Source organism: Pedobacter sp. Bi126, assembly GCF_918698245.1.
In the GTDB taxonomy this organism is placed as follows: Bacteria; Bacteroidota; Bacteroidia; order Sphingobacteriales; family Sphingobacteriaceae; genus Pedobacter.
Genome location: NZ_CAKKMS010000002.1, coordinates 472,142 through 486,232, shown reverse-complemented (window position 1 = coordinate 486,232; position 14,091 = coordinate 472,142). Strand labels below are relative to the sequence as shown.

Below are 14,091 nucleotides of genomic sequence, written 5' to 3'. Positions count from 1 at the left end.
TTATCCTCTACCCTTGGTCTGCTTTGTACATTCTGCTCTCTACTGGTCTGTAATATTCCTGTAAACTGGCGGGTACCCTTGCATTGTAACCAATAATCTGCCTTAAATCGCTATCTATTTTTTCGCCAAATTCATATCCCAAAAATCTGGGATAATCGAATTGCTGTTTAATGTAAGGTTTGGTAAAACCCAAGGTTAAAGCTCTACGCTGTTTGCGAGTGAAATTGATCCCCCCTGCATGCCAGATATTAGAATCGAATAATATAATGCTTCCTTTCTTGGCAATAGCTTGTTTAGCGAAAGCTTTAAAGTGTTTTTCTTCAGGTTTAATATCTAATTTATGAGAACCCGACAAAAAGTGCGTAGCGCCATTAAATATGGTAAAATCATCGAGCACAATAATCATCTGGATCATAAACTTAGATTCAGACGAAAATGTACGTACATCACGGTGGATATTTTGGATATAGGATTTGCTCTTTTTGGTGTTAATTACTCCATTTATCCCATTAAGAATGTAGTTTCCGCCCAAAAAATCACGGATTTCTCTGTGGCAGAACAATTTACTCAAAAGCTCAATAGCGAAATTATCTTTCTCAAGCAAATGATGTAGTGTTCCCTCCATATTTTCTTCAATTCCATTTAAAACCTGTATTTCTCTCCTTAAGAGATAAGAAGTTTCGAAACCTGTTGTTATTTCTGAAATTAATTTCTGATTGATTGCCTTTTCATATACAACCCATCCATACTCATCAATAGCTTCCCTAAAGTCGGCTAAAGTGGCTCGTTTGTAAATAAATGTATTGTTCACAATTTTAGGTTTAGTTTATTTATTTGGTTAGTTATTAATGTGTAAAAGGTTGGTTAAGCCTGTAAATGCATAATCTTAAAGAGTTGTGCATTAACGATATTCACATCAAATTTTGTTTTTGCAAATTCATGTCCTTTGTTCCCAAAAGCAATAATATCATTACTGTTATTAATAAAATATTCCATTTTATTGGCTAGCGCACTGGCGTCTTTAATCGGGATAAGAAATCCATTGGCCTGCTTAAGGTCGTTATTAACGGTTTCACGGCACCCTACAGAGTCGCAGGTAATTACTGCCCTACCTATTGCCATTCCTTCGAGCACACAGCGTGGAACGCCTTCCCCATAATAAGAAGGGTGCACCATTACCGAAGAACGCTCAATATCTGGGCGCACATCATCAACCTGTCCGATGTATTGAATCGTATCTCCACTCGCAATTTTTTGGTACAGCTCGGGTGCAATGGCGTCAATATTCGGATCGTATGGTCCAATCAATTTAAAAACGGCTTGCGGAAACCGTTGCTTAACTAATTTAGCGGCATCGTAATATTCTTTAATGCCTTTTGCATTAATGAGCCGAGATACCATTAAAAAGGTTATGGGCGAGGTGCTTGGTTTAGAATAGTGATAATGACTTAAATCTACCCCCGATCCGTTAACTACATAAACCTGGTGTTTTTTATTTAGGATCTTGAGATCGATTAAGCGTTGAGAATCGTCTTTGTTCTGAAAAATAATATTTAAACGTGGATTGGGTTTCAGACTTAGTTTTAGTAATAACCTTGTTATTTTAACAATTAGTTTATTACCGGAAGAATTATCGGTAAAGTTATAACCCAAGCCAGTAAGCATGGGGGCAATTAGTTTAACCTTGCATATTTTAGCTAAAAAAGAGCCGTAAATGACAGGTTTAAAGGTGTAAGGAAAAAAAATATCAGGCTTTATTTGCCTGATGAGTTTATATAGCGAAAAGATAAACCTTAAATCGGATAGGATAGAAACATTACTACCATCTAATTTACTCTCGTAGGTAATTACATTCAGTGCTTTCAGTTTACTCCGAACAGATTCTTGTTCAATTTTTGGTGTAAACACAAAAACCTGGTTATGTTGCTGCATTTTTTCGATCAGCTTCCCTCTAAAATCGAGCAGGGATCTGGAAGAGTCGCAAACGATAAAAATCTTCTTACTAGTTATATTCATCATGTCAAAATTTTAATTTAAACTGCAAAGCCACCTATCCAGGTGGCTTATTGCAGAAAAAATATGAAGGTTTTGCTTTACCTACTTGGCACCAGCATTCGCCGTTACGATTGCAGGCACACTCGCCGCATCGTTAAGGAATGATTTGTACTCATACTCTGGAACCCAGGTAGAAACTGCCGTCGTTATATTGTTTGCACCACATTTATCGTAAATATTGGTGGTAATACCGCTAAAATATCCTTCCGGATCACTTGCCACTTTTGTAGTTAATGGTTTAGCACAATTTGAGAAATACTCATTATCTGTTCTTACTATACCACCTGCTCTTGTACCAATTGAGTAACCTGAGTTGTTAAGGTGATAGTTGTTAAACATGTGTACACTGCCATAGTTCATTGATGGCTCCCTTTCGGTAACATTATACCACATGTTGTGGTGCATAGTTACGTGCAATTTACCTCTATCTGCTTCGTGGCCTTCGATACCGCCACTAATTAGTACTGATAGGTTGGTATCATGGAATTTACTCCAGGAAACCGTTACATAATCAGATTCCCTAGTAATGGTAATGTCTTTACCCCAATATTCCCAGCCATGAGTACGATCTGTAGAGAAATCGCAATGATCTACCCAAACATGGTGAGCAGCCTCTTTAATTTGTACTGCTGCCTGTTCTACGTAATTTTTAAAAGTGATGTTCTGAATTATAATGTTACTTACTGTATAAATAAACAGATTCACACCCTCAATAACAGCTCCAGATCTACCAATAATAGATTTGTTTGATTTTACATAAACAATATCCTTACCAGCGCCTTTAATGGTGCCACTTACATAAATAGTACGTGTAATGTTATCACCAACAGCTGCTTTTAATTGATCAAGGGTTGTTACCGTAGTTTCGACACCACCCTGGCCACCTGTTGTTTTACCATTTACCAAAGCATAACCTACTAAGGCTGCATTTATGGTTGTATTTGCAGGCGGAGTTACCGTTTCTGTTGGAGGTAAAAGAGCACTTGTAGCACCCATTACATAAGTATAAGAACGGCCGTTAGTTCTTGGGTCGGTATTGTCAGAGGCTGAAAATATTACTGTAGTACCCCAATGGCTAAACCTTCCTTTACCTAAATTCCTAATGTCATCGTGTATGCTATGGGCAGGACCAAGTTCTACTCCGTTTTCAAATAACCTTAAAATTGATTGTTCTTTTGAAGTAGCATTGTCGCCTCCTGAAATGGATTGTGAAATTTTATATGCATAACCTCCTTCAGACTTTACTCCTATAAGGCTTAATTTACCTGTACTACCACTAATAGCAGCTAATACTGATGATGAATCGCTTGAAAACAATTCTTTACTGTCGGCCAATTTATCATCGGCATTCACACTTTTTTTACAATTACTAAAGAAGATAATTGTCGTCAACATTAAACCAATTAAACTCACTTTTTTAAACAATTTTGTCTTTCTCTGCATTTTTTATTTTTTTAAATTTACAACTTAACGCTATATGCGATAAATGAGTACATTTAATAAAATGCAGTTAAAACGCTGATAATTAAATAATAGGCTTAATATTCGGCATTACTTATACTGTAAACCAATTGCTTACAGATAGTAAAATGACAGTTTAATAATTCAGTTTTATAAAATTTATTATACATCTAGTTTACACAGTCATGACAAACTAAATTACAACAACACTTGTTTTAGGTTCCAACTGTAAATTTGGGTGATAAAAAGTTGTAAACCAGTTCACAAAATTCTTTACACCTTTGTGCACAGAAACAGATGGTTCATAATTTAATAATTTTTTTAAATCATCAATATCTGCTGATGTTTCTGCCACATCGCCATCTTGCATGGGCATAAATATTTTTTGTGCGGTTAATCCCGTCTCTTTTTCAATTTCTTCAACAAAATCCAATAAGTTAACCGGTGCCCCCCGCCCAATATTAAATACGGCAAAAGGCGCTGCTGATGTAGCTGGATCAGGGTTTTGGTTGTTCCAGTTTGGATTTGCCTGTGCCGGTTGATCAAAAACCCTCACAATGCCTTCAATAATATCATCCACATACGTAAAATCTCTTTTCATTTCCCCGTTATTAAAAACTTCGATGGGCTTGCCTTCCAAAATTGCTTTTGTAAACAAGAACAAAGCCATATCCGGGCGGCCCCAAGGACCGTAAACTGTAAAGAAACGTAAACCAGTGGTTGGTAGATTAAATAAATGGCTATAAGCATGTGCCATTAATTCGTTGCTTTTTTTAGAAGCTGCGTATAATGAAACCGGGTGATCAACATTATCATGAGCAGAAAATGGCATTTTTTTATTTAATCCATAAACACTTGAAGAGCTGGCGTACAATAAATGGCCAATTTTAAAATGACGGCTACACTCCAGGATATTTAAAAAACCTTTAATATTGGCTTCTATGTAAGCATCCGGATTGGTTAAACTATACCGTACACCTGCCTGGGCGGCCAAATTACAAACCGCATCGAACTGATAGGTTTTAAAACAATTTTCTAAACTTTCTTTATCGCAGATATCCAACTTTATGAAAGTATAATTTTCGTATCTATCACTTACCTGAGGAATACCGTAAACCAAATCGGTATGGTTAATACCAGTTTGAGCCAAGCGGGCATGTTTAAGGTTTACATCATAATAATCGTTGATGTTATCAATGCCCACAACAACGTCTCCTCTTTCCAATAAGCGTTTTGCCAAATGGAAGCCAATAAATCCGGCTGTACCGGTAATTAGAATTTTCATAAAATTTAAGTTTGAGAAACAGTTAAGAATGGCCTCACAGAAGGCTTAATTATTAGTTTTTAGGATACAGCAAAGCATCCCATCAGAAAATGCGGTAATGGTTAGTTTAATATTTTGGATTTAGTTATGTTGCTGCAATGCGTTTAAAATAGATTGAGCAAATATTTCTGGTCTACGGCCGTACAAATACTGCATCGCCGTTTCTGCATCCGGATTTTGGTTATGTTTCAATTTTTCGCCCATCGCTTTGGCGAGGGCTTCCACGTTGTTTACTTCAACTTTGGCAATAGCAGGAATTTCGCTGATGCCTCCTGCACAAAGTGTAGATACGACTGCGCTGTTTACCGACATCATTTCTAACAGTACATTCGGAAAACCTTCCTTTATGGAAGCTACCACACAAAGTTTTGCCAGTTTAAAATAAGGAGCCGGATTATCTATCTGCCCTTTTAAAAAAACCGAATCGCTTAAGTTATTCTCCTCGATAATATTGATTAATGATGATCTTTCTTTTCCCTCTCCCAGTACGAGTAATTTAAGTTTAGGGTGCTTCTGTTTAATCAGTTTAAAAGCTTTGATCAAAATCGGAAATCCTTTTTCCGGGATCAACCTTCCCGCAGAGCAGATAAAATCAAGTTTGGCATCGCCATTAATTAAAGGCTGATCAGATTTAGCAATGATTTTATTAAAATCGATGGGATTGGGTTGAACCAATATTTTGTGCTTCGATAAAAAGCTATTATGATCAAGCAGTTGCATTTTCATTAATGTAGTTTGGCAAACTACTAAATCTACAGCCGGATAACCCATGCGGTAAATGATTTGATAAATGCGTTTTTTAATTCCAGTGAACCGGGTAAAAACAGAAGTGCATTCGCGTACAATTAATTTGGACCTGAGATAACCTATACGTTTTAAAAAGCCTAAAAAAGCATTTAAATATGGATGTGTGCTCATTAACACATCATCCTTTTTATATTTTCGGAGTATTGGTATCAGTTTTACAAAACCCCAAAAAATTGTTTTTTTAGATAAGTATCTTTTGGAAACCCCTTCAGAAATTTTAAGCCCTGTAAAAGCATGTTTCTTTAAAAAGTACATTTCGCCGTTAACAGTGGTAGCCATCATCAACAACACATTTTCAGCACCATTGGGGGCATCGGTTAACGAAATAAAAATCATTCTTTTTTCTGGTGTTGTCATTTCGAATGGCGATTTATTTCCTTTTAAGGTTTCGAACAATTTTTTTGAACGGCATCATCAAACTCATTACTTTCCGCTTGCCATCTATTACTATAATGTTGTTGGCGAAACTGATGTTATGGAGCCCTTTGTTGTAAGGTTTATCTGGTAATATTTCGAATTTATTGATGGTTGAAAACGCTTCTTCGCTCAGTATTTCAATTTCGTTAATGATAATTGAACCGCCGTAACGGTTAATTGGGTTTTGCGTTGGGCGGTACAGCGATTTGCCAACTTTAAACAAACTCCCTGCAGCCCTGCAAAATTCTTTTTCTACTGGAATTGGGTTCTGATAATGCCCTGTGTACTGACCGTTTAAAGTTTTAGAATGATAAATGTACAGGTGATGATGATCTCCGGATACACTGGTAAAAAGCCAATATTTATTTTCATGATAAATAATCGAGCTATCTACAAAAGCTTTTCCACTAACCAGCACTTTTATTTTGGTTAACTGGCTAGGATTCTCCTGATCAACCTGATAGAGTGCTATTTCTTTCGCTTCTGACGTTTCGGGAATGCAGTATAAACAACCATTTTCTTCTATCAGATAGGGATAAGATAAATGGATCGCATCTGGTTTGATGCCCTGCACTTTCTTCTTGTTTTTGAAGTCGAATCCATCAATCATCATAATCTCGCCCTTCCCTTTCCAAAAATCCAGTTCTTCGTAATAAATCCTTGGTGCATTATTTACACTCACCACAAAAGGATCAGCGGCATAATCGATGCTATCTTCTTGCAGCCAGTTTATCCCCGCATTCAGCTTTTTTGTGCTGATCAGCTCTTCAGGTGTTTGATAAATAAAACCAATGTTCCATTTATCAGCTGCGAATATTTTATTAAAGAGGTTAACAGTTGCATTCATCTTATTATGCTACTAAAGAAACTTTATCTGCGGTTGATTTATTTTTAATTAACCATTGAGAGAGTACCAGCAATTTCCAGATCTGCGGATATCTGTTCCACTTCCCGGTCATATGCTCATTGATAATTTCTTGGGTTCTTTTCAAATGAATGCCTGGAATGTTCTTCAAATTATCGACTGATAAATTATCCATCACATAATCTTTTAATTCATTTCTGAACCAATGCTGGAACGGCATGGTAAAGCCAGCCTTTGGCCTATCGAACATATGTGCAGGAACACGATCGAACAATAAATCTTTTAATATCCGTTTCTGGTTTCCATTGGTGTATTTAAATGCTGTGGGTAGGCTTCTAGAAAACTCTATCACTCTGTAATCCATTAAAGGAGATCGCGATTCAAGCGAAAAGGCCATTGAAGCACGATCTACTTTGGTGTTGATATCTCCGTTTAAATAGGTTTTAATATCAAAATCAGAAATCCGTTCTAACAAAGGTTTAGATGGATTGGTTAAAATATGCATCAATGGGTTATACTTGGCCAGATCGGGTTGTTTTACCCACGAATTTTCCATATTGCCAAACATTTTTACATATAGTTTTTCTATATCTTCCATGGAAATACCCATGGCAATTAATTTATGGCGATAGCTCGGCAATTGGCTAATTAAGCCTGCCAATGCTTTTCTAATGCTGTGTGGCGCATAAAACAGGCTGTTAACCTGTTTAATCCATTTATAGCGATGGTAGCCTAAAAAAGCTTCATCGCCAGCATCACCACTTAAGGCAACGGTTACATGCTTCCTGGTATTTTTACTGAGCAACATGGTAGGTATAGCACTCGAATCGGCAAAAGGCTCGTCATAAAAACGGTTAAAATTTTCAATTAAGTCAATGCCATCATTATAATTACACTCAATGGTATAATGGTCGGTGCCAAGGTGTTTAGCAACCTGATTGGCATAAGCACTTTCATCGAAACCTTTTTCATTAAATTTTATAGAAAATGTTTTAACGTGGTCGATTTCTTTTGTGGCCATAGCTGCAATTAGTGATGAATCTATACCGCCAGATAAAAACACACCCAATGGCACATCAGCATTCATCCTGATTTTAACCGCATCGGCCAAAATATGCGCTAAAGCTTCTTTAGCTTCTTCATAACTTCCCTCAAATTTGTTCTTCCAGCCATAATCTAAAGTCCAGTATTCTGTAATTTTAAGCTTATGCGATTTAAGATCGTATTTAAAATAGTTGGCTGCAGGCAACTGTTTCACCTCTGCATAAATAGACTGAGGCTCTGGCACATAACCCCAAATTAAATATTGATTAATGGCTTCTTCGTTAACACTTAGATTCCTGTCTATATTGATTTGTGAGGGTTGACTTGCAAATTCGAACGACCGGTGATCGTGTGCATAATAAAAAGGTTTTTTGCCAAAACGGTCTCTGGCACCAAACAGTTCGTTTTTATGGGTATCATAAATCACAAAAGCAAACATCCCGTTAAAGCGGGTTAAGCAATCGGCTCCATATTCTAAATAAGCTGCGCATATTACTTCGGTATCGGAACTGGTGTTAAACTGATAGTTTTTCTGTTCCAGATCTCTTCTAATGTCTTTGTAGTTGTATATTTCTCCGTTAAAAACAATATGGAGATGCCTATACGAAAAGGGTTGATTGGAGCGGGCATCAAGATCGATGATGGCCAATCTATTGTGTGCAAAAATAACCTGATCGTAACGTTGGACCCCTGTATAATCCGGACCCCGAAAACTGATTCTTGCCATTTTCTCACGGATAGTTCCGTTTGAGTAAGGTATGGTTGTGCCGTATATTCCACACATAGTGATAATATTTTAGATTGTTAACTAATTAATTCTTCATATTGAGCGCTGATTTTATCAAGCGCACATTTCTGATATACATTTCTCCTAATCTCAGCTGGGTTCCATTGGCCCTGAGTGCAGGCCTGGATAATTCGCCGCCTAAAGCCTGCCAGATCATCCTGTTCTAGAACAAAACCGTTAAAGCCATCGATAATTAATCCTGGAATGCCGCTCACTCTGAAGGTTACTACTGGTAGGCCTACGGTAAGCGCTTCTAAAACCACATTCGGAAAACCTTCTGTGTAAGAACTCAGCACCATTAAATCGTGCTGCACCATTACCTCGTGGATGTTTTTAATCTCTCCTAAAATTTTAAGTCTGTGATCGAGCTGCAGGTCCTTAATTTTGGTGTTAATCTGATCTTTTAGTGCTCCTGTTCCCACGAAATCGAGATGATAATTTTCGGGCAAATGCGCCATAATATCAACCAGCCGTTCTAAGCCTTTTTCCAGTGCAAAACGGGCCACAACTAATAATTTATAAATTTTATCAGGTGTTTTTGCTTCCTTTAACTTATTAGTTTTCAATACCGGGTTGGCAATTACCCTGATCAGCTCCTGATTGACATTGTAAGTATCAATCAATGATTGCTTCATTTCTTCTGATTGGCAAACGATCTGTTTGTAACCCCGATAACTTGCGCTGGCAAAAAGCTCGTAAAACCTCGACTTAAATCCTTCAAACAATCTTTGTTCGTGCGGAATATTAGAAGCCCTGGCAATAAGCATCGGAATTTTTAAAAACCGACCAACGAGCGAGACTAAAATATTGATGTGATCGGTAGTGGAAAAAACCGCATAAGGTTCTTCTTTCTTTAGCAAGTTATAAAGCGCAAAAAAAGATTTAGATGCTTTTTTGGTTTTTAAATCGATAAAACGGACACCTTCAAGATCCATCGAGAAACAATTCACGGTCGAATCTAAGATCACAATGGTCACGTCAAACTTATCTTTGTTAAATCCCTGGGCCAAATTCCAGAACACTCGTTCTGAGCCGCCCGAAGTTAATGAGCTGAGTACAAAGAACACTTTCTTTTTAAGCTTAACTTCTTCTTTAATAGTTTTTTGTGGAGCGCACATATTATTTTAGTTGATGACAATCCTGTTAATCGTTAACCAAATAATTTTGAAATCGGTTAGGATATCATTGTGTTTGATATACCTCATGTTCTGTTTAATTTTTGCGGGGATAATCCTTTCGATGTAATAAGTCTCAGGATCTTCGGCATGTTTTAGCAGCTCATTTTCATTGCAGAACTCAACCGATGCCCAATCAGTAATACCCGGTTTAACGGATAAAACGTAACGTTGTTCTTCATTGTAAAGATTCACGTATTTTCTAACTTCCGGTCTTGGTCCAACAAAACTCATCTGCCCTTTTAAAACATTCAATAGCTGGGGCAATTCATCTAACTTGTATTTCCGCAACCAGTAGCCTATTCTTGTAATTCGGTTATCTCTGTTCCCGATGGTGAGTAAACTATTGTTGCCCTGTATCACATACATGGTTCGAAACTTTGCCAAATGAAAATCTTTCATATTCCGTCCAACCCTGATCTGTTTAAAAATAACAGGACCTTTTGAGTCGAGCTTGATTAGGATGGCAATCAAGATTAAAAGCGGACTGAACAACACTAAACACAGGATTGCAAAAACCACATCGAATATTCTTTTCTTATTTATTTTCATGATGCTACTGCCATTTGTTTATGTCCTGAAAAGCCACCTTCTTCAATTTCTGAATGGCTATTTAATTGAATATGCACACAGCTGATTACCGAAGTGATGATAAATTCTACTTCTGTATCTGTTAATTGCGGATAAATGGGTAGAGAGATCTCACAGGCATAATTCTGATAGGCCATTGGATAATCTTCAATTTTATAACCCAGGTTTTTAAAGAGCGTAAGCATTGGCATCGGGATAAAATGCACATTGCTCGCAATCCCCAAAGATGCCAGGTCATCAATGATCTGATCTCGCTGTATCTCGGTTAAACCTTTAACCCTCAAGGGGAAAAGATGGTAACAGGATTCTCGTTGCGTACTCACTAAAGGTGGCGCAATAAACCAATCTTCGTGCTGAAAGCCATCACAGTAATGCTGCGCAATTTTCTTACGCTGAGGTAAAAGATCTAGATTATATTTCCTGATCTGTGCTAAACCAATTGCAGCGCAGATATCAGGCATATTGATCTTTAGTCCCTGAAACAGGATGTCGTACCGCCAGCCAGCACCTCTTGATTTAGAAAGCGCATCTTTGTTCTGACCATTAAGCGTGTACATTTTTAAGTAGTTGTATTCTTCCTGAGGATCAAATGCAGATGGGAGATTTAAACAGATCGCGCCTCCTTCGGCTGTGGTAATATTTTTAACGGCATGAAACGAAAATATTGTTACATCGCACATCTGTGCAGCTGGTTTATCGTAATATAAACTGCCTATTGAATGTGCAGCATCCGAAATCAGTAATATCCTTTTAAGCAAGGATTGTTTATCCGACTGACATTTAAATTTTTTCTTAATATCAATATGGTTAATCAATTCTTTTAGAGTAGTATAATCACACGGCCAACCGGCAATATCTACTGCAATTATAGCTTTGGTTTTTGAGGTAATTGCCGCCTGAACCTTTTCTGGATCTACATTAAAATCATCAAGCACATCAACCATAACCGGAGTTGCACCGCAATGAAGCACAGCTAATGCTGTGGCACTATAGGTATATGCCGGTACAATTACTTCGTCGCCAGCTTTAACGCCAAACCACTTTAACATTAAAATGGCACCCGATGTCCAGGAGTTTACACAGATCACCTCATCAGTTCCAGTCATCGATTTAATTTCATATTCAAGGGCTTTTACTTTTGGCCCTGTGGTAATCCATTTATCGTTAAGGGTTTCCAATACCTGATCAACCACAGTTTGATCGATAAAGGGCGGAGAGAATGGGATATTCATATTCGTCAATTTAATTGTGTTAATTGTATTCAACCAAAATGGGATCTTCCATTTTGATTTTGGAGAGTTGTAGAATGGCAAAGTATAGGAACAATGTTGGTCCGCTCGTTGCCAGAAGCCATTCGTTATGAAAAAATGAGTTGATGGATATTGCCAAAAAAGAACAACTCAAACAGACCAGGAGCGCATTTTTCTTATCTTTGATGTGCAGAAAAGCATAAAAAATGATCTTCCCTACTTTTCGATATAATAAAATGAGTAAAATAAAGCCCAGCAAAGGCCCCAAATAAGTAATAAACATTAAATAGGCATTATGGGATGTAATTACGATAGGCCCTTTTTTATAAACAAAATTGTGTTGCACTACATCGTTCCAGGTTTTTCCATAAAACAATAGCCCAAAAGGATATTCCGTTATAATTTGGATGTTCTCTCCCATTAAATCGCCGCGCTCTTCTTTACCTTTCGCATTTTCGGCACTTTTATTTAAAATATTCTGTTGTTTTTTCCCCTCAGAAAATTGTTCAATTGAACTTTGCGCGATAAAAAATATGGCGCAAAACACACCGAATATTAAAATGGATTTGGCTTTATAATAGCTTAAAAAAAATAATCCGGTTACAACTGCAAAAGCGACCAAAACCGACCGTTGCATACCGAAGAAAATAAGAGAGAGCGATAACCCAAACAAGAGAAGGTTAATTAGCCAGCTTCGTTTAAACAGTATAGCATTAATAACTAAAAATGGCGTTAAAGCAGCCATCTGGTAGCCGAAAGTAAAAATAGTGGTCGATATACCTGCTGGTGCCTGCAATACGTCTTCCTGCACCAAAAGCGAACGGATAGCTGCCATATTGTACTGGTGATCGATAAACATGATGATTCCGGAAAGCAGCAATACACCGAAGAAAAATCCGACTGCGATGTTCATCCGTTTTAAATTCGTACCGATAACATAGTTGAACAACAAGGCAAAGCACGCAGCAACAATTAATAAGGCAAAAAAACCAGTAACATCTGCCTGACCTATGAGATAAAAAAACAGGGCGGCAATAAAGAAAATAAATAATTCTTTGCCATATAGAAACCCTGTTTCTTCTGTCCGGTAGAAATAAATTAACGGCGCCAGGAAAACTATTGGTGCCGGAATTCTAAAAACCCCAGTCATGAAGATATTGAATGTTGTTGCATAAACATAGACAAACAACAAAAAGAGAAACATTATTTTTTTAATCATGACATGATGAGTTGCTCCCAGTTGGCAGAAATGAGTTCGATAGAATTTGTTTTGTTGATCGATTTTGCTTTTGCTGAAAATTTATTTCTTAAACTACTGTTATTAAGTATCTTATCAATAGACAATGAAAGTCCTACTATATCTTCTTTAGCAACCAGAAGTCCGTTAATTCCATGTTCGATAATCTCTGAAGGGCCAAACTCGCAGTCCATTGCTACACAGGCACAGCCCATTCCCATCGCTTCTACCAGTACATTTGGATAGCCCTCATTCCTGGAAGAGAGCACAAAAACCTCTGCCTGCGCATAATAATCCTGCAGGTTCGATTTAAAGCCGATCAATTTAACTTTATCTGTTAAACTTAAATCCGTAATCTGCTTTTCGAGGTTTCCTCTTTCAGGCCCTTCACCAGAGATTAAAAGATCAACATCGGATAGCTGCAAGCGGCTATAAGCATCAATAAGCAGATCGAAGCCTTTTTCGCGACATAATCTTCCAACGGAAAGTATAAATGCTTTATCGTTTACGGTATCTTTATTTGGTTTTACAAACTGATTGATCGGATTGTGGATCGTTTCAAAATTATTCAGTTTTTCGAATTGCTTAATCCTTTTAAATCCTTTAAACATCCCAAAAGCTGGTAGCACAATGGCTTTTGATTTTCTATAAATATGAAATATAAACCACTGCAGTAATTTGTTGTATTGTTGTAAGGTGCTATTTAGGGCCGTTCTTTCCGAAACCAGATAAGGCAAACCCAAAATCATACAACATAAACCTGCCCACACGTTCGCCGATGTCATAAAACAAATGGTGCAGTCTGGTTTTTCTTTCTTTAATAGAGAAAGTAATCTGTAAAAAGTTAAGTAAGCATATCTAATTCTGTTTAAGAGATTTTCACTTTCTTTTCTTTCTACAAGATTTATAATTTTAACCTGTTTATTGATCTGATATTTAACTTGAGCTGTATTAAGGCAAATCATTGTAACACTGCATTTTTTATCACTAAAATGATTAGCCAGGTTACTAATAACCCTTTCAGCTCCGCCACCTTCCAAACTGTTGATTACGAAGCATAATTTAGTAGTCATTTCGA

Annotated in this window: 12 protein-coding genes; all 12 read right to left on the bottom strand. The window is 37.2% G+C overall.

Annotation, left to right across the window (positions count from 1 at the left end; translation table 11 throughout):
- Positions 1-7: 7 nt before the first annotated feature.
- Entirely contained in the window at positions 8-811 is an 804-nt protein-coding gene (locus LQ201_RS07255; RefSeq protein WP_230140653.1) for a phytanoyl-CoA dioxygenase family protein, read from the bottom strand.
- A gap of 53 nt (positions 812-864) precedes the next feature.
- Entirely contained in the window at positions 865-2,019 is a 1,155-nt protein-coding gene (locus LQ201_RS07250; RefSeq protein WP_230140648.1) for a glycosyltransferase family 4 protein, read from the bottom strand.
- A 78-nt stretch (positions 2,020-2,097) separates the two neighbouring features.
- Positions 2,098-3,498, bottom strand: a complete 1,401-nt coding sequence (locus tag LQ201_RS07245; protein WP_230140646.1) for a polysaccharide lyase family 1 protein — start codon at positions 3,496-3,498, stop codon at positions 2,098-2,100.
- 211 nt (positions 3,499-3,709) lie between these two features.
- A complete protein-coding gene (locus tag LQ201_RS07240; protein WP_230140644.1) occupies positions 3,710-4,801 on the bottom strand; it encodes an NAD-dependent epimerase in 1,092 nt (363 codons plus the stop codon).
- 120 nt (positions 4,802-4,921) lie between these two features.
- On the bottom strand, positions 4,922-6,004 hold the full coding sequence (locus LQ201_RS07235; RefSeq protein ID WP_230140642.1) for a glycosyltransferase: 1,083 nt from the start codon (positions 6,002-6,004) through the stop codon (positions 4,922-4,924).
- A 13-nt stretch (positions 6,005-6,017) separates the two neighbouring features.
- On the bottom strand, positions 6,018-6,911 hold the full coding sequence (locus LQ201_RS07230; RefSeq protein WP_230140640.1) for a hypothetical protein: 894 nt from the start codon (positions 6,909-6,911) through the stop codon (positions 6,018-6,020).
- A 4-nt stretch (positions 6,912-6,915) separates the two neighbouring features.
- Positions 6,916-8,757 carry an asparagine synthase (glutamine-hydrolyzing) gene (gene asnB, locus LQ201_RS07225; protein WP_230140632.1) on the bottom strand — a complete coding sequence of 614 codons (1,842 nt, stop codon included), beginning with the start codon at positions 8,755-8,757 and terminating at the stop codon, positions 6,916-6,918.
- A 20-nt stretch (positions 8,758-8,777) separates the two neighbouring features.
- A complete protein-coding gene (locus LQ201_RS07220; protein WP_230140630.1) occupies positions 8,778-9,878 on the bottom strand; it encodes a glycosyltransferase in 1,101 nt (366 codons plus the stop codon).
- 6 nt (positions 9,879-9,884) lie between these two features.
- Positions 9,885-10,487 carry a sugar transferase gene (locus LQ201_RS07215; RefSeq protein WP_230140627.1) on the bottom strand — a complete coding sequence of 201 codons (603 nt, stop codon included), beginning with the start codon at positions 10,485-10,487 and terminating at the stop codon, positions 9,885-9,887.
- A complete protein-coding gene (locus tag LQ201_RS07210) occupies positions 10,484-11,758 on the bottom strand; it encodes a DegT/DnrJ/EryC1/StrS aminotransferase family protein (RefSeq protein WP_230140625.1) in 1,275 nt (424 codons plus the stop codon). The genes LQ201_RS07215 and LQ201_RS07210 overlap by 4 nt, the downstream gene beginning before the upstream one ends.
- Before the next feature lie 19 nt (positions 11,759-11,777).
- A complete protein-coding gene (locus LQ201_RS07205; RefSeq protein WP_230146616.1) occupies positions 11,778-12,995 on the bottom strand; it encodes an O-antigen ligase family protein in 1,218 nt (405 codons plus the stop codon).
- A complete protein-coding gene (locus LQ201_RS07200) occupies positions 12,992-14,086 on the bottom strand; it encodes a glycosyltransferase family 4 protein (RefSeq protein ID WP_230140621.1) in 1,095 nt (364 codons plus the stop codon). Before LQ201_RS07200 ends, LQ201_RS07205 begins: the two co-directional genes overlap by 4 nt.
- Positions 14,087-14,091 lie beyond the last annotated feature (5 nt).